Genomic DNA, 21,455 nt, shown 5'->3' with positions numbered 1-21,455 from the left:
CCGTTTTTTTTACAAACCGCCAACCATACACCTTCCGCCTTCAAGCCCTTTTAACTATCTTTGTACCATGAATACAGCCGATTTACTACAGCGGGCACTACATTTTGAATTCCTGAGCCTTGAAGAAGGTGTACATTTATACCACCATGCCGACACAGCCTCTCTGATGTTCGTAGCTAACGAACTTAGAAAAATACAGGTTCCAGGCGGTAAAGTAACCTGGCAAATCGACCGGAATGTAAACACGACCAATGTTTGCATTGCAAACTGTAAATTCTGTAATTTCTTTCGCCGCCCGGGTCACGATGAGAGCTATATCACTGACATCGAAACCTATAAAGTGAAAATTGAAGAAACCTTCCGTTTAGGAGGTGATCAGTTATTATTGCAGGGTGGTCATCACCCTGATTTAGGCCTGGCATTTTATGCCGACCTGTTTAAAAAACTGAAAGAACTTTATCCCGATTTAAAACTGCATGCTTTAGGCCCCCCGGAAATTGCACACGTGGCTAAACTGGAAGGCATCAGCCATACCGAAGTGCTAAAAGTTTTAAAAGAAGCTGGCATGGATTCTTTACCAGGCGCGGGTGCGGAAATCTTAAACGACCGTGTAAGGAGGTTAATTTCTAAAGGAAAATGTGGTGGTCAGGAATGGCTCGATGTGATGCGGGCCTGTCATCAGTTAGACATCACTACGTCTGCTACCATGATGTTTGGCCATGTCGAAACCATTGAAGAACGCTTCGAACATTTAGTTTGGATCCGTCAGGTGCAAAGTGAAAAGCCTGCTGATGCTAATGGCTTCCTTGCCTTTATACCCTGGCCTTTCCAGGATGATGGCACGTTATTGAAGAGATTACGTGGCATCAGCAACACGGTTACAGCCGATGAATATATCCGTATGATTGCGCTGAGCAGAATCATGCTTCCAAACATTAAAAACATACAGGCAAGCTGGCTAACTGTTGGTAAAACGACCGCGCAACTATGCTTACATGCCGGTGCCAACGATTTCGGTTCCATTATGATTGAAGAGAACGTGGTATCTGCAGCCGGAGCCCCACACCGCTTCACAGCAAACGGTATCCAGCAGTCCATAAAGGCCGCCGGCTTCCAACCACAGTTACGCGGACAGAAATACAATTACCGCGATTTACCGGAACATCTGGAAGAACAGGTTATTACTTACTAAGATATCTACATACAACAAGGCCCCTGAATTTAGCAATTCAGGGGCCTTATGATTTTTTAACAGCTCAACTCTAGTGTCTGAAATCTCAATTCTCACTCATCGTATCCCCATAAGGGTTTGCGTGTGAATAATCAACAGCAGAAACCTTGTAATCCGTTGGCGCAAAGCTTTTTGAGCTACTTAAGGCCATACCTAATTCGAAACGAGTCGGATAAGGCGTTTGCAGTAAACTTCCTGCAGGAATATAAGGATAGGTTTCCAGATAGCTTTGCATTACACTCGAACTTACTCTCCTATTGATATATGCCCTGCTTAACTGATGGGGCTCGCGCAATCCTGCAGCACCAAGTAATTCTACAGCACTGGCAACAGTTAAATTGTGGAAGTTTTTAACCCTTACTTTTTTATCTTCTACCACAAGTCCCTTCATTAAACTCTGGTCTTGCGTGGCAACTCCTGTTGGGCAGGTATTGCTGTTGCATTCCAGGGCCTGAATACACCCCAGGGCAAACATCATTCCTCTGGCTGCATTACACATATCTGCACCTAATGCGATATTTTTTACCAGGTCAAAACCCGTAGCCACTTTTCCTGAAGCAATAATTTTGATGTGTTTTTTAAGGTCAAAGCCATTTAAAACATCATAAACAAAAACAACTCCCTCACGTAAAGGCATACCCACAGAGTTTGAGAATTCCTGCGGCGCTGCACCTGTTCCGCCTTCTCCACCATCTACAGTAATAAAATCAGGATAAATACCGGTTTCAATCATCGCTTTACAAATCGCGTAAAACTCGCTTTTGCGGCCAATACATAATTTAAAGCCAACAGGTTTTCCTCCGGATAAATCACGCAGGCGCTTTACAAATTCCAAAAGTCCGATAGGCGTGTTAAACGCAGAGTGTGCAGGTGGAGATAATACGTCTTTTCCTTCCGGTACCAAACGAATCCTGGCAACTTCGGCCGTAACTTTTTTGGCTGGCAACATACCTCCGTGGCCCGGTTTTGCCCCCTGCGAAAGCTTAATCTCAATCATTTTTACCTGATCTGAGTGTGCACGTTCCGAGTAAGCTTCGTAGTTAAATGTACCATCATCATTCCTGCAACCGAAATATCCTGTACCAATTTGCCAGATTAAGTCGCCTGCTGGCTGACGGTGATAATCACTGATACCGCCCTCTCCTGTATTATGGGCGAAATTGCCGAGTTTAGCTCCACCATTTAGGGCCAGAATAGCATTTTGACTTAATGAACCAAAACTCATCGCCGAAATATTATAGATACTGGCAGAATAAGGCTGCTTGCAATCTGGTCCTCCAACCATCACCCTCGGATCGGAGTTTAACTCATGGTGCGAAATCGCAGCGATGCTGTGACTCAACCACTCATAGTTGTTTTCATAAACGTTTAATTGCGTTCCGAAAGGAATCGTATCATTATCCGTTTTTGCCCGCTGATAAATTAGCGACCTGTTCAAACGGTTATAAGGCGTACCGTTTGTATCGCTTTCTACAAAATACTGGTATACTTTCGGGCGCAGTTCTTCCATGAAATAACGCAAACGGCCAAATACCGGATAGTTGCGCACAATACTATGCTTAGGCTGGTATAAATCATAGATTCCAAGGATCACGAAAGGACCTGTGAAGATGAATGTCCACCATAAGAAAGGATGGTACAAGCCCAGCATAATGGTAAGGGCGATTAGAAATGCGGCAATCGCGACGAAAGCTTTTCTCATAATGACAGATTAGCGTATGTTTTGTTAATACAAAGATTAGGATTATTAAACAACCAACACCATTAAATTGTTATTTTTACGCTATGCTTATTAAAATCTATCCGGAAAATCCAAATGAAAGGGCCATTGAACAGGTGGTAGACGTATTGAAAAAAGGTGGAATCATTATCTATCCTACAGATACCATTTACGGTTTAGGTTGCGACATCACTAATCCCAAAGCCATTGAGAAGATTGCCCGCATCCGGGGAATTAAGCCGGAAAAAGCAAACTTCTCATTCATCTGCCATGATTTGAAACACATATCAGATTTTATTAAGCCTATCGACAACACCACATTCAGAGTACTAAAAAAAGCTTTACCAGGCCCCTTTACGTTCATTTTTAACGCAAATAATAACGTACCGAAGTTACTCAGCTCAAATAAGAAAACGGTTGGTATACGTGTTCCCGACAATAATATAGCGCGATGCATTGTGAAGGAACTGGGCAATCCAATCCTATCTACCTCCATTAAAGATGATGATGAATTGATCGAATATTCTACAGATCCGGAATTGATTCATGAAAAATATGAGAATCTGGTGGATTTGGTAATTGACGGAGGGTACGGCGACAATGAAGCCTCTACGGTGATAGATTGTACTACCGGAGAATTCGAAGTGATTCGTGAAGGAAAAGGAAATATTGAAGATTTTCTGTAATCCAGTCAGCTGTATTAGGATAAGTTATCAACACCATAAGGAAACACCAATAAAATAGCTAAATTTAGTCTTGAAAACAAGCATCATTGCCAAACTAACTGAAAATACCTATCATTAATACAATGTTAATACCCATTTAACAATCAAGACCTATTTTCACATCCTAATCATTCCCTATGGTAAAAAATAAGATCTAAAACCTAATCCAATACCGAAACATTTGCAGTATTAAGGCAAATTTATTTCAATATTCTTAAGATTTTATTCGGTGCTAAATGGAATGAAATCTGAATCGTCTAATAGTCACTTTAACACGCTTAATGGTAAAACTTTACTCCCTAAGTTAATCAAAGCCTGAGTTTTCTTTGGTGCATTCCATTTGCACCTTAAACTGATTTATCAAAACATTTGATATCCCTATAAAAATTGTATGAAAAAAATTTTACTTCTATTCTTAATTATTGTCTTTTATTTCCCAACGGTAACTATTGCGCAAATAGCTTCCTGGGATTTCACTGGACAAACTATGGTTGCGACCTCAACCGCTAACAAATTTGATGCAGGCTTAACAGCAGCTCCGGTTTTAACCAGAGGAACAACAGCTCCTGCAAGCGCAGGAAATAACTCTTTTAGAACTCAGGGATTTCAGAACAACGGAATCTCTACTACAAATACAGATTACTTCCAGGTTACCCTAACCGCTGCTGCTGGCAAACAAATTTCTTTATCGTCGCTTGATGCGCTTTTTGCAGGTACAGCAACTTATTATGCCAGTCCCGGTGCAAGCACTCAATATGCTTATAGTCTCAACGGCACCAGTTTTACGTTAATTGGAAGTCCAATCAGCATTACCGCAGCAACAGTAGCACCTGCAGCCTCACCAACCGTAAATCTTTCAGGCATTGCGGCCCTTCAAAATGTACAGGCAGGAACTACAATTACAATCCGTTACTATGCCAGTGGACAAACGTCTACAGGTGGCTGGGGATTTAATTCGCCAGCTGCCGACAGAGCCGGTTTCAGTATTGGCGGAACCATTACAGCATCTGGTACGGTTGATACGACCCCTCCGACTTATGCATCCGGATACCCGAAAACCTCTTTGATTACCAGTACTACGGTTAACTTAACTTCTAACATTAATGAGGCCGGAAAAACGTACTACGTTCTCATTCCTGCTACAGGAACAGCTCCAACAACCTCTGCGCAGATTAAGGCTGGAAAAGATGGCAATAACAATGATGCATTCAAATCAGGTTCTTTTGCGAATACTCTTGGTGTCGATGCTTCCACAACAATCGCGGGCTTAACGCTTTCTACTGCCTACAGAATTTATGTTACTGCAGAAGACGCAGCCGCTACAGCTAACCTGCAAACCAGCTTTTCAACTTTAAGTTTTAGCACTTTGGGGGCTGCCGACGTAACACCACCAGTTACCGCAGCAACCTACCCTAAAACCAGCAACGTTACCACTACATCGGTTGATTTCACCAATAACATCAATGAAGCCGGGACGACTTACTATGTTTTGGCCTTAACAACAACCACTGCCCCGACAGCTGCCCAGGTGAAAGCCGGACAGGATGGAACAGGCGCAACAGCTTTAAAATCTGGAAGCTTCACCAACACAGCCAACACAGATGCTTCAGCATCCATCACAGGTCTTAGTGTCGGCACTTCTTATACCCTATACGTTGTGGCGCAGGATGCGGCTGCAAATTTACAAACCGTTGTTTCCAGTGTAGATGCTACAACAGCAAACCCTCCGCTGGTTAGTGCCCCGGTTATCATCAGTCAGTATTACGAAGGTACCTCAGTCAATAAATGGATTGAACTGACCAACCTGAGTAATGCACCTGTCAATACTGCTTCACCACAGCTAAAACTTGCTTTATATAACATTTCGGGAGACGCTGGAAACATTAACATCACCGGTACGCCATCTCAGATTGTCAACCTGAATTTCACGATACCTGCACAAGGTTCTGTCCTCCTGGGTAACACAGGCAATGGGACTGAAGTTACCTATTTAACTTCATCAAGTGCAATATTGAACAGCAACACGGTCATTAACTTTAATGGTAATGATGGTGTAGCTTTACTTGATGCCAATAACAATATTATTGATGCTTTTGGCCAGGGTGTTAACGCGAAGGATGTTTCCTACGTTAGAAGTTTAAATGTTACTGCTCCGGCACCTATATTTTTAGAAAGTGATTGGACCAGAACACCAATAGCAACAGTTCAGAATGCAATTGACGATGACGATGCAGATCGCCTGGGCGTGCATTTTCCGCCAAATTTACCCGTTTGTTCGGCACCAACGGTGGCTGCCACTTCATTAGTTTTTACTGGTGTAACCACAGGTAGCATCACCGGAACTTTCGTAAAATCAACCGACGCAAATGAATACCTGATTATCAGGAGCCTGAATACCACATTAACTGCCCTGCCAGCAGATGGAACAGCTTATGCCATTGGCTCATCCTTTGGTGGTGGCATAGTGGTAAATAAAATTGTAGCCAATACCTTCACCGATAATAACCTTACAAGTTCAACGAACTATACCTATTTTGTTATTCCGTTAAATAACCTTTCATGTACAGGAGGACCTAAATATCTGACCTCAAATATCCTTTCTGGTACGCAAACAACCAGAACATTATTACCTTGTACAACACCAGCAGCTCAGCCAACTAATTTCACCATCACCTCATCCAATTACAATTTCATACAGGCAGCTTTTACGCCAAACGGCGCAAGCGATGAGTACCTGGTGGTAATGAGCACGGTTAATTCATTATCAGCAAACCCTGTAAACCAAACCGTTTATAATGTTGGCGACATGATCGGTGGCGGTGTTGTTGTAAAACGTGGCGCAGGTGGCACATTTATCAGGAATGGTTTAACACAAAATACCAATTATTATTTTTTCGTTTATGCTGTAAACAGCGCATGCGCAGGTGGCCCGCTTTATTTAACTAGTCAACCTTTACAGGGAACCTTTAAAACGGGCATACTCGATGTAAATAAACTAAACTTCTACTACGGTAACTTACATAGTCACAGTAGCTATTCGGATGGAAATAAAGACGATTTAACAAAAAAACCGGAAGATGATTATGCCTTCGCTAAGAACTCAATGAACCTTGATTTCCTGGGGATATCAGAACATAATCATACACAGGCCGGAATGTCATTAGCAAACTGGCAGCCAGGAATTGACGCAGCTAAAAAGGCTACCACATCCAATTTTGTGGCATTACATGGTATGGAATGGGGTGTCATCAGTGGTGGTGGTCACGTCATTGTTTATGGTATCGACTCTTTGATCGGTTGGGAATCTGGAGAAAACCAGATATATGTGCCTAAAAGTGTTTATATGGGTAGTACCGGACTGTTCAGAATTATCAACAGGCACGGCTTAAACGCAGTGGCAACATTGGCTCACCCGAATACAACAGATTTCAACAATATTTCAGCTACTTACGATTTGAGTGCCGACAGTGCAATCGTTGGAACCGCTTTGGAAAGCGGCCCTGCATTTTCCACCAATACTACCTACTCGGATCCGGCCAGCTCAATGAGTTACCTGAGCTATTATAACCGCATGCTGGCCAGAGGCTATCACCTGGGAGCAAGTATCGATCACGATAATCATAACTTAACATTTGGCCGGCATACCAGAGCCCGCCTGGTCGTGCTGGCTCCCGCCCTTACGGAGAATGATTTATTAGATGCTATTAAAAAAATGCGTTTCTATGCATCACAGGATTCGGCTGCTAAAATCGTTTTCACAATCAATAAACAACCGGTTGGAAGTGTATTCAAAACGGCAGGCGCACCTTTAATTGAAGTGAATTCCATTACAACCAGTCCGGTAACCAGCATTAAAATTCTTTATGGCACACCAGGCAGTGGTGTAAACCCGGTAGAATTAACAACAAGCTCTTCTACAAACTTGACCTACACGGACAATGCACTAGCAAATTTAGCTACAGGATATTATTACGCAGATATAGTAGAAGCCGATGGTAGTAGGATCATTACCTCACCAATCTGGTATTCTCGCGATGATGCCACAGTAAAGAAAAATCAGAATATCACTTTCACAGCTACTAAAACGGTAACCTATGGTGATCCCGATTTTGCTGCTGGTGCAACAAGTGATAACACGGCCATTAATATCACGTATACGAGTAGTGATACCAATATTGCAACGATAACCAACAGTGATGTGCATATTTTGAAAGCCGGTACAGTAACCATTACTGCCAATCAGCCTGGCGATACCTTTTTTAATCCTGCATTAGCAAAACAACAAATATTAACCATATCGCCAAAAACGATTACGGTAACTGCTGATGCAAAAACGAAAGTCGAATCGACCGTTGACCCGGCTTTCACCTTCACCTCAACCCCAACATTAGTTGGTGCCGATACCTTTACAGGTAACTTGACCCGGATTGGTGGAGAAACAGCGGGTGATTATGCGATTACACAAGGTACACTGGGGTTAAATACAAACTATGCCATTAATTACAGACCTGCAAATCTGCATATTTATGCTAAACCGGTTGCAACTTTGAGTGCCAGCGTTTCAGCTCCTTTAAACGGAACTGCGCCTGTAATCACCTTTACAGCTGCTGCTGGTACTGCACCCTTCACTTTTACCTATAACATAAATAACGGAAGCAGCAGAACGTTGACATCAACAACCAATACAGCAACCGTAACTGCACCCACCACAGCAGTGGGAACATTTGTTTATACCATAACCAGCATTCGTGATACGTATAGTACCCAGGTACAAAATGTCTCTACTACAGTAACCATCCGTCCTTTGCCATTGGCAGCAGTCTCCGGAACTACCTCCGTATGTAATTTCAGTTCTTCCCCACAAGTTACCTTTACAGGTTCAAACGGAACAGCTCCGTACACTTTCACTTATACAGTGAATGGCAGTAGCAACAGAACGGTAACTGCAAGTGGCACCACTGCAACAGTAAGTGTGCCGACAGGCTCAGCAGGAACATTTGTGTACAGCCTGGTAAGCGTTACCGATGCCTATGCATCCCAGACCCAAACGGGCACGGCCACAGTGGTGGTAAATCCATTGCCCGTGATTACCATTAACAGCAACAAAGGTATTTCAATTTCTAAAGGAGATGCCATCGTATTAACGGCAACAGGAGGAACACAATACAGCTGGACAGGTGCCGATGTGGTGAGTGGCCAGAATACCGCAGCATTAACCATCCGCCCCAAACAAAGCGGTACTTATAGAGTGGTGGTTACCAATGCAAGCGGTTGCATTTCCGATCAAAGCATTTCAATTACCGTAATCGACGACTATAAGCTGGAAGCCAGTACGCTGGTTACCCCTAACGGGGATGGCTATAACGATAAGTTCATCATTAAAAATATCGATTACTATCCAAACAATAAGGTAACCATTTTTGATAAAACCGGACGTGTACTGTACACCAAACAAACTTATGTCAACGATTGGGATGGAACGGTAAACGGAAGCCCACTCGCCGAAGGAACCTATTACTACATAGTCGACCTCGGAACAGGTGTAGGCACATTTAAAGGATTCATCAACATTATCAGAAACTAATTACAGACATGAAAGCAATTACTCAAAACATAAAGCAAATAAGTCGCGTAACGTTTCTATTTGCAGCAGGCACATTATTTTGTAACAGCATAAAAGCACAGATCCTCCCTTTAAACGCACAATATTTCCAGAACCGTTACCTCATCAACCCATCTATGGCAGGTATTAATGAAGGTTTTAACATCAATGGAAGTTTCCGTAAGCAATGGTCGAACATTCCAGGGGCACCGCTTACCCAGAGTGTAACACTCGATGAGCAGGTAGGTAAAGTTGGCTGGGGAGCAAACTTCTACAATGAAAAAGCAGGTGGAATTCAACGCACTAAAATAGTTGGAACATTCGCCTATCACCTCCCTCTGAGTAATGAAGATCAAAAGCTGAACTTTGGTATTTCGTTTGGGGCCAGCCAGGACAGGCTGGATTTAAGCAGCGTTCGCAATAGCGATATCAATGATCCCTCCATAGCCCGTTTCAACGACAGAGGTTATTATTTCGATGGTGATTTTGGTGTATCCTACACCTCAAAAGGTTTAACCGTTGAAGGGGCTATTCCTAACATGCGTTCTGTTTTCAGGAACGACGACTTAAACATTGCGGATAAGCCTACATTTTATTCTGCAGTAGGCTATAAGTTTGGTCTAGGGACTGGAATCAATGGAATCAGTTTAGAACCCAAAGCTGTTTTCAGAGGCATTAAGAACTACAAAAATCTTTGGGATGCAGGATTGAACGCCAACTTCGCTAACGATAAACTGTATGTAATGGCGATGTACCACAACACGCAGAACGCAACAGTTGGGTTTGGAATGAACTATAAATCTGCTTTATATTTCATGGCTTACTATAATACGGCAACATCAGCAATTAGTGGTTATACCGATGGGGATTTTGAAGTGAATATCCGGGTAAATATCGGGAAAAAACCGTAGTCAACCTGATCATCCTAAAGCCGCAGATTCTCAGATTTTTAATCTATGGGTCTGCGGCTTTTTCATAAATAATCTTCCAATCTGCAGTCCGCACCTTAACTTTTGCCTATTTTTACGTCCATGGCAAAAGGGATTAACTTCGAGATATTCAAACGTTTTTTTAAATCAGGACAGGTTGGCGGTTTGCTGCTTTTGTTTTGTGTCGCCCTCTCCCTCCTGATCGCCAATAGTCCTCTACATGAAAGTTTTGAGCAATTCCTGGCAAACCAAATAGGTTATGGAGCTATAAAGTTTAGTATTCTCGCCTGGATCAACGACGCCTTAATGGCAATATTTTTTTTACTTGTCGGATTGGAAATTAAACGGGAATTAATTGGGGGTGAGCTCTCTTCTGTTAAAAGTGCAACATTGCCGGTAATTGCTGCTTTAGGTGGCATGATTGTACCTGCCCTGATTTATATGTTATTTAACCAGGGTACCCCATCTTCAGGAGGCTGGGGCATTCCCATGGCAACAGATATTGCTTTCGCCCTGGCAATTATAGCATTATTAGGGAAAAGTGTACCATCCGGTTTAAAAATATTTCTTGCTGCATTGGCCATTGTAGATGATTTGGGCGCTATTGTGGTTATTGCTGTTTTCTACACCAGTGAGATCCATTTCCTTTATCTGGCCATGGCTGGAGGAGTTTTGGTGATATTGATGCTGATGAATTATTTCGGAATTAAGCATTTAGTTTTTTACCTCCTGCCCGGCATATTTCTTTGGTATTTTATTCACCATTCCGGAATCCATGCCACCATTGCTGGTGTACTTTTAGCCTTCACCATCCCCACAAACGATACAACTGAATTATCCCCTTTAGAGCATCTGGAACATGCATTAACGGTTCCTGTAAATTACCTGATTATGCCTGTTTTTGCCCTGGCTAATACTAATATTACCTTTGTAAAAGGAATGCTTTCAGGTTTAATTTCTCCGCTGGGAGCAGGTATTCTAGCTGGCCTTTTCTTAGGAAAAACAATTGGCGTGACCACATTTAGCTGGTTAGCGGTAAAGTTAAAATGGGCAATTTTACCCCACCAGACAAACTGGAAACACCTGATCGGATTAGGAATGCTGGCTGGTATCGGCTTCACCATGTCGATATTTATTGCAATGCTATCTTTTGATGATGCTTTGCAAATTTCAGAGGCGAAATTTGCCATCCTAACTGCTTCGGTTTTATCAGGCACGGCCGGATTTTTATTTCTGAAACTATTAAGGAAATAAATTTTCGCGGTCTGCCTGTCTGCAATGTTCTGTATTAGACAATCTATTGGACCTCATTCCAAATTCAGCGAACTACCCCATGTCCCAACCCCTGTTTCTTCCTTATCTTTAATTTTCTCTTCCTTCGCTTCAACAAAAGGTACTTCCACCCCTTCCTTCAAATGCAACGCGTGGGTGATCATACAGCCAAAGTAACGCTTATCGTAACTTCGGGTACCTTTGGTATCGTGATAAATCCCGGCAGCAACAATTAAGGCCTTTTCGCCCTTGAGATCGACTTCCAGTTTTAAACTTATTTTCGGATCAATAGGTTTACCTGGCTCAATCACCAGATCATTCAGACGAATACATTCATACTGCCCGCCATCGTCCAGGTCATATTGAAATACCATCATCTGGATGTAAGTCCTTGTAGCATTTGGAACAAGTCTAAAAAAGTGCTCATCTTTTGGTTTCTCCCAAGTAAATGTAATAAAATTTGCCGGATCGATATTAACACCCAATCGCGCATAACAGAGCGAAGCAAACTTTCTGCCGGTATTAAATTGAAATCCTTCAAGCAACTTCAGGTTTCCCTGATTTAAATGCTTGTTGCCGAGCATTTCAGAAGGAATACTGTTGAATACGCGCGTAAAATTTTTGTTGAGCCGGTTGTGGAAGTCGTCGTTACCGTAATGTTTTACCAGGCTTTTGAAAGCCTTGCGTAGGTAGGAGGCATTGCGTGTAGCCTCACCAAAATCACGACCGCTTTTGATCGTGTTTTCAGAAAGCTTATAACTGGTGGCTTTTTTCCTCACCACCTGTTTCTTGCCCCTTGTGTAAAATACAAAATCGCTAAGTGATCCGCGAAATCTGTTCATCCCGTTTGCTATTGCCATATATTTTTTTTGTAACTTAGCTTGAGTCAGTGGGATGATATTCTAATTTACCACTTCCTTCTCAAAATTCAAAAAAATATCACAGTTCTTTTACCGAAGAAAGACCGGACATGGTATAGCTATGGTTCCCGGAAAACATTCGGCTGCCTCCAAAAAAACAGCCGAACGTAACCCGAATATTTCCAGAAGTTGGTAATATGTTTTCTGCCAGTTAAGTCAATACCCGCTGGAACAGCTAACAAGTAATCCTAATTCCAACCGCCACCTAAAGAGCGATACAAGCCTACAACAGCATTAAGCTGTTCAGTTTTGATGGAAGCCAGTTCCAGCTCACTTTGTAGTAAATTACCTTGTGCAGTAATTACTTCCAGATAATTTGCCATGCCGCTTTTAAATAGCAAGCTTGCATTTTTCGAAGCCTGTTGTAGAGTACGTGCACGCTTTTCAGCAATACTGTATTGAGATTTCAGCTTCTCCACTTTAGTCAGTTCATCCGATACCTCTCCTACTGCATTTAAAACAGATTGGCGAAATTGAATAACTGATTTCTCGCGGTCTATTTTAGCCAGCGCTAAATTCGATTTTAACTGTCCTCGCTGGAAAACAGGCTGAGTGATCCCGCCTGAAACCAATCCAAACAATGAAGCCGGCATACTAAACCAATTGCTGGCTTTAAATGAATTTACCCCACCGCTGGCTGTAATCACAAGTGATGGGTACAAGCTTGCTTTTGCTACACCAACTTTTGCATTGGCAACATTCAGTGCCAATTCGGCCGATTTGATATCTGGCCTGCGGCTTAACAATGACGAAGGAATTCCAGCGTTTAATTCCTGAGGAATCAACATTTTATCCAGTCGGCTGGTACGGGTAATGGACTGCGGCAATGTACCTATTAAAACGCTCAGCGCATTTTCCTGCAAGGTTACATTCTGCTCCAAACGGGGAATTAACTGTGCTGCAATCAATTGTTGCGCTTCAGCTTGCTGAATAGCAAGAGAAGTCACCTGCCCTGCATCAAATTGTAAATTGATGATCCTAAGGGTACTGTCACTCAGCTTCAGGTTCTTCTGCGCAATCTCCAGTTGAGCATCAAGCATCAACAAATTATAGTAGCCTTGGGCTACGTTGGCAACCAAACGCGTTTGAACAGCTTTGCGTGCTTCCTCGGTTTGCAAAAAACTGGCCAAAGCGCCGGCTTTTTGATTACGGATTTTACCCCAGATATCCGCCTCCCAAATCAGTCCTAAATTAGCACTGTAATCTTCAATATGGGTTGATCCGGTAAATTGGTTCAAACTTAACCCGTTTAAGCTGTTATCAGATGGGCGACTCGAACTCGCTGCAACCTGCAACTTTAATTCTGGTAAATAACCCAGTTTTGATTGCTTGAACAACACTTCGGCAGCATCGATATTTTTTAACGCAATCTGCATATCGTAGTTTTTAGCCAAAGCCGTATCGATTAAATGCTGAACCGTTAAATCATTAATGAAGCTCTTCAAAGGCAAATCGCCCACACTTGAAGAATCTTTTTGAATGGTGTTTCTGAATAGTCCCGGCACCACATTTGGCAGGGATAGATCTTTAGAAACTGAACAGCCGCTCCAGATTAGTGCAAGGAGCAAAATGGCAATAATATTAAACCGTTTCATAAACAACGTGATTTATAGGTGATTCCTGATGGTCATGAATTACCTCTTGTGATTTTTTTGAAAATTTCTCCTGGATAGCCTGGAAGATGACGAAGAGTACCGGAATAATGAACAGTCCCAGGATAACACCCGAAATCATTCCTCCGGCAGCCCCTATACTAATGGAGTGGTTACCCTGAGCTGATGGCCCTGTGGCGCCCATCATGGGAACCAAGCCCACAATGAAGGCAAGCGAAGTCATGATGATCGGACGCAACCTCGATTTTGCTGCTTCTAAAGCCGAGGCAACTAAAGGCTGACCGCCTCTTCGCCGCTGCACCGCAAATTCAACAATCAGGATGGCGTTTTTAGCGAGTAAGCCGATGAGCATAATCAGTGCCACCTGAACATAAATATTGTTCTCAATACCCGTTAATCCAATGGCAACGAATACACCAAATATTCCGGCAGGGATAGATAATATAACGGCTAAGGGAAGAATATAACTCTCATATTGTGCTGAAAGTAAGAAATAAATAAATACCAAACACAACAGGAAAATCACTGTCGACTGACCGCCTGAGGCGATTTCTTCACGTGTTTGTCCGGAAAACTCATAGCTGTATCCTGCCGGAAGTTGTTTCTCCGCAGTCTCTTCGATTGCCTTAATCGCATCACCCGAACTAAAACCAGGCTTTGGAATCGCATTAATCGAGATAGAGTTGAAAAGGTTGTAGCGAGAGGCGGTTTCTGAACCATAAACTCTGCTCAGTTTTACCAAAGTGTTAATGGGTACCATTTCTCCCCTGCTACTCTTTACAAAAACATGATCGATAGTGGACGGGTCTGCCCGGTCCTGAACATCAGCCTGTACAACAACACGGTAATATTTACCAAACCTGTTGAAATCAGATGCCTGCGCGCTACCGAAATACGTCTGCATGGTTTGCAAAATGTCTTTCACATTCACGCCCAGCTGATCAGCCTTTTCATCGTTGATATCCAGTTGCAATTGCGGATAATCCGCTTTGAAACTGGTAAAGGCCACAGCAATTTCCGGACGTTTCATCAATTCCCCGATAAACTGCTGCGAAATACCACTGAATTTATCCAGCTTACCCCCTGTTTTATCTTGAAGAACCATATCCAAAGCTTCCACATTACTAAAGCCTGGTACGGTTGGAAAACTAAATACAAAGAAACTGCCTCCGGAAATGGCACTAAGCTTACCACGAACCTGGTTCATAATTTCGTCGATATTCTTCACCGCCCCGCGTTCCTTGTTTGACTTAAGCAAAACAAATACTACAGCAGATGAAGGGCTGGTTGAATTGGTTAAGAGATTAAATCCAGAAACTGCAGTCACATCTCTCGAAGCATCCAGTTTGCTTAATACATCCTCCGCTTGAGTCATTACTTTTTGTGTTCCATCCAATGATGTTCCGGACGGCGTATTCACTGCAATGGCAATAAAACCCTGATCTTCCGTCGGGATAAATCCTGCGGGAGTCGTTTTGACCATAAAAACGGTAACCAAGGTAATTAAAGCCAGTCCACCCATACTTAACCACTTATGGCGAACTAAAAACTTTAATCCTCCAACATAACGATTGGTTAATGAATTGAAACTGTGATTAAATCCGTTGAAAAAACGCTGCTTAAAGTTTGGTTTTTCCTCAGGTTTATCACTATGGGTAGAATGATTATCTTTCAAAAACAAAGCTGCTAACGCCGGACTCAACGTCAATGCATTCACTGCAGAAATCACAATCGCAATCGCCATCGTAAACGCAAACTGTCGGTAGAAAACGCCTGTTGACCCTTCCATAAATCCAACTGGCAGGAATACCGCAGCCATTACCAGGGTGATGGAAATGATTGCCCCGGTAATTTCGTGCATAGCCTCGTGCGTTGCTGCTTTCGGACCTAAATGTTTATGTTCCATTTTGGCGTGTACGGCTTCCACAACTACAATTGCGTCATCCACCACAATACCAATAGCCAGAATTAGCGCAAACAGGGTTAACAGATTGATAGAAAATCCAAACAACTGCATAAAGAAGAATGTACCCAGAATGGCTACCGGAACAGCGATCGCCGGAATCAAGGTAGACCTGAAATCCTGCAAGAAGAGAAACACCACAATGAAAACAAGTATAAAGGCTTCAACCAATGTATGTTCAACCTGCTCTATAGACTGATCAAGAGAAACTTTGGTACTATAAAAGATATTCTTTTTAATACCTGCCGGAAAGGTTTTCTCCGACTTTTCCATGAGCTTGTTTATCGCCACCTGGATATCATTCGAGTTGGAACCGGCCAGTTGAATGATCCCGATTACAATCGCTTTTTTACCGTTGATTCTGGTAATACTATTGTAAGAGTAAGCACCAAGTTCAATTCTTGCAACATCTTTCAGATGCAGTATCGAACCATCAGCATTAGCACGGATAGCAATGTTTTCATACTCTTCAGGTTTAGTTAATTTGCCTTTATATTTGATTACGTATTCGAAAACTTCTTTACTTTTCTCCCCAAACTTACCCGGGGCAGCCTCTAAACTTTTATCCTGAATGGCTCTCATAATTTCATTTGGCGTAACCTGATAAGTTGCCATCTGCGATGGGTTTAACCAAACACGCATTGAATAATCTTTTACTCCGCCAAAAATCGCTGCAGAACCTACACCCGGGATACGCTTGATTTCTGGTATAATATTAATCTGAGCATAGTTGGCTACGAAAGTCTGGTCGTATTTTGACTCATCGTCTGTGTACATTCCAATAGCCATAATGAAACTATTTTGCTGTTTGGCAGTGGTTACACCCTGCTGTACAACCTCCGCCGGCAACTGGCTGGTTGCCTGCGCAACCCTGTTTTGAACGTTAACAGCAGCCTGGTCAGCATTGGTTCCCAGTTTAAAGAAAACCGTAATCGCCAGTGAACCGTCATTACTGGCTGTAGAACTCATGTAAGTCATATTTTCCACACCATTTATCGATTCTTCGAGAGATGGTGCTACTGAACGTAGAACCGTTTCAGCATTCGCTCCAGGGTATACTGCCGTTACCAAAACGGATGGTGGGGCAATATCGGGAAACTGTTGAAGGGGTAGTTTCGCCAGACCAAGTACCCCCAGTATCACCAATAAAATGGAGATTACGGTTGCCAGTACCGGTCTTTGTATAAATATCTTGAACATTATTTATTTGTTTAGTATTTGTTCTTGTAATTTGTTCGTGCATCAGGCTTTCCACCGATTTGATTTCGCCTTTAGCAATTCTCACTGGTTTATCAGCGCTTTAGTTTTGCCGCTTTATCTGTTGCTTTTTCCGGTGTGATCACCTGACCTTCCTGTAAACGGTCCAGGCCGCTCAACACAATCTGGTCGCCTGGTTTCACACCATCCTTTACCAGGTAATTATTACCGCTTTTACCTACAACTGTAATTGGCATTTTACTTACTTTATTACCTTTGTTTAGTGCAAAAACAAAAACCTTATCCTGCATTTCTACGGTGGCCGATTGAGGAATGAGAATGGCATCGTCGTGTTTCAACCCTAAACGGAGTTTACCTGTATTGCCAGAACGAAGACTGCCGCTTGCATTAGGAAAACTTGCCCTCAGCGTAATTGCTCCGGTATTTTTGTCAAACTGACCGTCAATCATGTCTATTTTACCTTTTATAGGATAGATGGAGTTATCTGCCAAAACCAATTCAACCGCCGGAAGGTGCTTGATCCTGTCGGCTGGATTATTACCAGGATAATTCGCATTGAAGCTATTGAAATCGTTTTCAGCTAAAGCGAAATAGACATGCACTTCATGGATATCAGACAACTGGGTTAACGCAACCTGGTCGGACGGAGAAACTAAACTACCTTGTTTCTTAGGAATTCTGCCGATGTAGCCACTCACTGTGGCTTTCACATTGGTATAGCCTAAATTAATCTGTGCCGATGCTACGCTTGCTTTGGCTTGCTCAGCATTGGCCTGCGCAATTTTGTAAGCTGTTTTTGCGGTTTTCAGTTGAAATTCAGAAACTACCTTGTTTTGTACCAGCGGGGTTAACTTATCAACTTCCAGCTGAGCATTTAATATTGCTGCTTCGGCAGCGTGTAAACTTGCCTTTGCATTATTTAGAGCCTCGCGGTAAGGGTTTTCATTAATTTTAAAAAGTGTTTGTCCGGCCGTTACATAAGCCCCCTCATTAACTAAAACACTTTGTAAATAACCACTTACCTGAGGACGAACCTCAATATCTACTGCACCCTGAATAGCAGCTGGATATTCAATGAAAGTGGTTTCAGTACTCTCGTTAACAAGGCTAACTGGTAAAACCGGCGGTGGCGGAGCCGCTGCAGTCTGATCGGGAGCAGATTTACAGCTCACCAAAATGATTGAGAGCGATGAAATAATAATTAGAGCCTTAACCTGATTAAACTGTTTAACACTGTTAAGTAACATGAAAAGACGATGGATAGCATTCATATGATTAAAAATTATAGTGGATTTATGGTATATAAATAATCTAACAGCGTTAGATTAGCGGGTAAAAAAAAATTAACTATTAATAGAAAGTGTAATACCTTTAATGGCATCTTTCAATATTTGCTGGTTTAGTTCGTCTGTAGTTCTTCCATTCGGGCGAACCAGGTTAATAGAAATCAATCCATGGATAATCGACCAATAGGTGTAATATTTCATGCAAATGTCGTTTTCAGAAACAGGTTGCTTGATAAATAAAGATTCAATCACATCACCTAGCATTGCAGAAACCTGCTCCGCTTCAGTCATAGAGTTCTTCACCGTACAACAAACCATATCAACACCATACATCAGCTGATAAAATTCTTTGTGGGTAAATGCAAAGTTCCAATAGGCAATCCACATGGCTTCCATTTGGTCTGCAGCTGATTCATATTTGTCTCTGGCTTCACGGATATCCTTACCTAAAATCTGGTAACCCCTTCTGGTCAGTTCCAGTAAAATCCCTTCCTTGTTTGGAAAGTATTCATAAATTATGGGCGCTGTATATTCAATCTGATCAGCAATTTTACGCATACTCAAAGCCTGCCATCCCTCAGTTTGAACAATGTTCAGGGCTGCATCCAGAATACTGGTTCTGGTTTCTTCTTTTAAACGTAAAATTCTTTCCTTACTTCCCATGACTGGAATTGCTTAGTGATAAATAATCTAACACTGTTAAGCAAAGGTAAAACCATTTCAGAGATTCACAATCATTGAATTGTCAAATCGTTTTCTAAACGTTAAAGATGGATGAAATGATAAATAGACACTTGTTCAATCACGGAATCGGCTACTTGAATTTAGTTCTTGAGTTAACTAACCATATAAGGAATGTAAGTTTTTAATAAGCCAATCTGCTTAAATATACCTTACATTCCTTTTATGGGTCAAAAATAGAAACATTATAATTTAATTGCAGGGTAACCTAAGGCTTAAATTGCTTCATAAAATCATCAACATTCTCCTCGATATTTCCATCCGCTATCGCTTTCACGAATGCTGTACCAATGATTGCACCATTAGCATATGAACACGCTTTATCGAAAGTTTGCTTGTCGCTGATTCCGAAACCAATCATCGCAGGGTTTTTCAGCTTCATATTTTGAATTCTGCTGAAATAAGTTTCTGTGGTATCCCCTACCTCAAGGTTTTTTCCTGTAGTTGCTGAAGACGATAAAAGATAAATAAAGCCATTGGTTAATCCATCAATCTTGTGAATTCGTTCTTCAGCAGTTTGCGGTGTGATCAAAAACACATTACTTAGATTGTGCTCTTCAAAACAACCTTTGTAAAACTCCTCGTATTCAACCATTGGCAAATCAGGAACAATACACCCGTCTACCCCCACTTCTGCACAGGCTTTACAAAAATTTTCTACACCAAATTGCAACACCGGATTTACATAGCCCATTAGCAAAACAGGTATAGTTACACTTTTACGTAGATCTTTTAACTGCTCGAAAAGAAGTTTGAGCGTCATTCCCTGGTCTAACGACTGCTTGCTGCTTGCCTGAATAACTGGTCCGTCGGCAACCGGATCGGAGTATGGGAAACCAATTTCAAGCATATCTGCACCTGATTTCTCCAATGCTTCAGCAATTCGTATGGTATCGCCGGTATTAGGATAACCAGCTGTATAGTAAATTGATAATATATTTTTCTTCTCTTCGAAGAGTTGTTTAATTCTGTTCATAACCCCAACCCCCAAAGGGGCTTTTAATTGTTTAAAGATTAACCACTGTATTCCCCTTGAAGGGATTTAGGCTTATAAATTGAAATATTTAATGTAAGTATCTAGATCCTTGTCGCCTCGTCCTGACAGGCAGACGACAACATTTTCCCCACCCTTGAATTTCATTTTTTCGAGGTAAGCCAATGCATGTGCACTTTCAATCGCCGGAATTATTCCTTCCAGTTGCGTACACAGTAAACCCGCATCTAAACTTTCCTCGTCGGTAATGGAAACATATTGCCCGCGGCCTGTTTTAAACAAATGTGCATGCTGAGGGCCGATTCCCGGATAATCTAAACCCGCAGAAACCGAATGCGGTTCTACTACCTGACCATCTGCTGTTTGCATTAAAATACTTCTGCTGCCGTGTAAAACACCTTCCTTACCCAGGTAGGTTGTCGCAGCAGATAATCCGCTTGAAACACCCTTGCCAGCTGCTTCAACAGCAATTAACTTTACATCTTCGTCATCCATGAAATGATAAAACATACCCATTGCGTTACTTCCCCCTCCAACGCAAGCCAATACATAATCTGGTTGTTCGCTGCCGGTTTGTTCAAGTAACTGTTTTTTAGTCTCCTCAGAGATAATCGATTGAAAAATAGCTACCATATCCGGGTATGGATGCGGACCAACAACCGAGCCGATGATGTAATGGGTATCCACCGGGTTGTTGATCCAGTCGCGCATGGCTTCGTTAGTGGCATCTTTTAAAGTTTTACTTCCCGAACTTGCCGGAACAACCTTTGCACCCAGCATTTTCATGCGGGCAACATTAGGTGCCTGGCGCTCAATATCCACTTCGCCCATATAAATTACGCATTCTAAATTACGTAAGGCACATACAGTAGCTGTAGCAACCCCATGCTGTCCCGCACCTGTTTCAGCAATGATTCTTTTTTTACCAAGCTTCTCAGCAAGTAAAATCTGACCCACCGTGTTATTAATCTTATGTGCCCCCGTGTGGTTTAAATCCTCCCTTTTAAGGAAAATATTGGCACCGAACCGCTCGGAATATCTTTTAGCCAGATATAGCGGAGAAGGCCTACCCACATAGTCTCTCAACAATTGATGAAATTCTTTCTGAAAATCAGCATCATCAATAATCTTTAAATAATTTTGACGCAATTCCTCTACGTTTGGATAAAGCATTTCAGGAATATATGCGCCCCCAAAATCTCCGTAATATCCTTTTTCGTTTACTTTGTATTTCATATCTG

13 protein-coding genes are annotated in these 21,455 nt (G+C 42.2%); 5 read left to right on the top strand and 8 right to left on the bottom strand.

The window, feature by feature from the left end; translation table 11 throughout:
* The first annotated feature begins 67 nt into the window (after nucleotides 1–67).
* Nucleotides 68–1,192, top strand: a complete 1,125-nt coding sequence (locus AC570I_RS14610) for a CofH family radical SAM protein (RefSeq protein ID WP_047799190.1) — start codon at nucleotides 68–70, stop codon at nucleotides 1,190–1,192.
* Between the two features lie 85 nt (nucleotides 1,193–1,277).
* On the opposite strand, the gene AC570I_RS14605 is transcribed toward AC570I_RS14610, so the two are convergent.
* A complete protein-coding gene (locus AC570I_RS14605; RefSeq protein ID WP_497406010.1) occupies nucleotides 1,278–2,933 on the bottom strand; it encodes an FMN-binding glutamate synthase family protein in 1,656 nt (551 codons plus the stop codon).
* 83 nt (nucleotides 2,934–3,016) lie between these two features.
* On the opposite strand from AC570I_RS14605, the gene AC570I_RS14600 reads away from it, so the two are divergent.
* From AC570I_RS14600 to nhaA, 4 genes are all read left to right on the top strand, one after another.
* A complete protein-coding gene (locus AC570I_RS14600; protein ID WP_497406009.1) occupies nucleotides 3,017–3,637 on the top strand; it encodes an L-threonylcarbamoyladenylate synthase in 621 nt (206 codons plus the stop codon).
* A 430-nt stretch (nucleotides 3,638–4,067) separates the two neighbouring features.
* Complete coding sequence (locus tag AC570I_RS14595; protein WP_497406008.1) at nucleotides 4,068–9,260, top strand: CehA/McbA family metallohydrolase; 5,193 nt, start codon at nucleotides 4,068–4,070, stop codon at nucleotides 9,258–9,260.
* Between the two features lie 8 nt (nucleotides 9,261–9,268).
* Complete coding sequence (locus tag AC570I_RS14590; protein ID WP_497406007.1) at nucleotides 9,269–10,189, top strand: PorP/SprF family type IX secretion system membrane protein; 921 nt, start codon at nucleotides 9,269–9,271, stop codon at nucleotides 10,187–10,189.
* A gap of 120 nt (nucleotides 10,190–10,309) precedes the next feature.
* Nucleotides 10,310–11,461 (top strand): Na+/H+ antiporter NhaA, encoded by a 1,152-nt coding sequence (gene nhaA / locus AC570I_RS14585; protein WP_497406006.1) that lies wholly within the window; start codon nucleotides 10,310–10,312, stop codon nucleotides 11,459–11,461.
* A gap of 53 nt (nucleotides 11,462–11,514) precedes the next feature.
* Here nhaA and AC570I_RS14580 read toward each other — a convergent pair whose 3' ends face one another.
* The 7 genes from AC570I_RS14580 to trpB form a co-directional block, all read right to left on the bottom strand.
* The gene (locus AC570I_RS14580; protein WP_497406005.1) at nucleotides 11,515–12,339 is read right to left on the bottom strand and encodes a hypothetical protein; all 825 of its coding nucleotides are present in this window, start codon (nucleotides 12,337–12,339) and stop codon (nucleotides 11,515–11,517) included.
* A gap of 248 nt (nucleotides 12,340–12,587) precedes the next feature.
* Entirely contained in the window at nucleotides 12,588–13,994 is a 1,407-nt protein-coding gene (locus AC570I_RS14575; RefSeq protein WP_497406004.1) for a TolC family protein, read from the bottom strand.
* Nucleotides 13,981–17,175 carry an efflux RND transporter permease subunit gene (locus tag AC570I_RS14570; RefSeq protein WP_497406003.1) on the bottom strand — a complete coding sequence of 1,065 codons (3,195 nt, stop codon included), beginning with the start codon at nucleotides 17,173–17,175 and terminating at the stop codon, nucleotides 13,981–13,983. The genes AC570I_RS14575 and AC570I_RS14570 overlap by 14 nt, the downstream gene beginning before the upstream one ends.
* 92 nt (nucleotides 17,176–17,267) lie before the next feature.
* The gene (locus AC570I_RS14565) at nucleotides 17,268–18,464 is read right to left on the bottom strand and encodes an efflux RND transporter periplasmic adaptor subunit (protein WP_047799198.1); all 1,197 of its coding nucleotides are present in this window, start codon (nucleotides 18,462–18,464) and stop codon (nucleotides 17,268–17,270) included.
* Nucleotides 18,465–18,536: 72 nt separating this feature from the next.
* Entirely contained in the window at nucleotides 18,537–19,142 is a 606-nt protein-coding gene (locus AC570I_RS14560; protein ID WP_047799199.1) for a TetR/AcrR family transcriptional regulator, read from the bottom strand.
* 286 nt (nucleotides 19,143–19,428) lie between these two features.
* Nucleotides 19,429–20,196 carry a tryptophan synthase subunit alpha gene (gene trpA / locus AC570I_RS14555; protein WP_047799551.1) on the bottom strand — a complete coding sequence of 256 codons (768 nt, stop codon included), beginning with the start codon at nucleotides 20,194–20,196 and terminating at the stop codon, nucleotides 19,429–19,431.
* Between the two features lie 72 nt (nucleotides 20,197–20,268).
* Nucleotides 20,269–21,450 (bottom strand): tryptophan synthase subunit beta, encoded by a 1,182-nt coding sequence (trpB, locus tag AC570I_RS14550; RefSeq protein ID WP_497406002.1) that lies wholly within the window; start codon nucleotides 21,448–21,450, stop codon nucleotides 20,269–20,271.
* Nucleotides 21,451–21,455: the final 5 nt, after the last annotated feature.

This window comes from Pedobacter sp. A2324, from assembly GCF_059693705.1.
The sequence above is the reverse complement of the archived record's forward strand: the minus strand, read 5'-3'. Positions and strand labels throughout refer to the sequence as shown.

Excerpts from the sequence above, each read along its gene's own strand:
- AC570I_RS14575 (WP_497406004.1), bottom strand. The coding sequence starts at position 13,994 with ATGAAACGGTTTAATATTATTGCCATTTTGCTCCTTGCACTAATCTGG.
- AC570I_RS14605 (WP_497406010.1), bottom strand. The coding sequence starts at position 2,933 with ATGAGAAAAGCTTTCGTCGCGATTGCCGCATTTCTAATCGCCCTTACC.
- nhaA (WP_497406006.1), top strand. The coding sequence starts at position 10,310 with ATGGCAAAAGGGATTAACTTCGAGATATTCAAACGTTTTTTTAAATCA.
- AC570I_RS14560 (WP_047799199.1), bottom strand. The coding sequence starts at position 19,142 with ATGGGAAGTAAGGAAAGAATTTTACGTTTAAAAGAAGAAACCAGAACC.
- AC570I_RS14610 (WP_047799190.1), top strand. The coding sequence starts at position 68 with ATGAATACAGCCGATTTACTACAGCGGGCACTACATTTTGAATTCCTG.
- AC570I_RS14595 (WP_497406008.1), top strand. The coding sequence starts at position 4,068 with ATGAAAAAAATTTTACTTCTATTCTTAATTATTGTCTTTTATTTCCCA.
- AC570I_RS14600 (WP_497406009.1), top strand. The coding sequence starts at position 3,017 with ATGCTTATTAAAATCTATCCGGAAAATCCAAATGAAAGGGCCATTGAA.
- AC570I_RS14590 (WP_497406007.1), top strand. The coding sequence starts at position 9,269 with ATGAAAGCAATTACTCAAAACATAAAGCAAATAAGTCGCGTAACGTTT.
- trpA (WP_047799551.1), bottom strand. The coding sequence starts at position 20,196 with ATGAACAGAATTAAACAACTCTTCGAAGAGAAGAAAAATATATTATCA.
- trpB (WP_497406002.1), bottom strand. The coding sequence starts at position 21,450 with ATGAAATACAAAGTAAACGAAAAAGGATATTACGGAGATTTTGGGGGC.
- AC570I_RS14565 (WP_047799198.1), bottom strand. The coding sequence starts at position 18,464 with ATGAATGCTATCCATCGTCTTTTCATGTTACTTAACAGTGTTAAACAG.
- AC570I_RS14570 (WP_497406003.1), bottom strand. The coding sequence starts at position 17,175 with ATGTTCAAGATATTTATACAAAGACCGGTACTGGCAACCGTAATCTCC.
- AC570I_RS14580 (WP_497406005.1), bottom strand. The coding sequence starts at position 12,339 with ATGGCAATAGCAAACGGGATGAACAGATTTCGCGGATCACTTAGCGAT.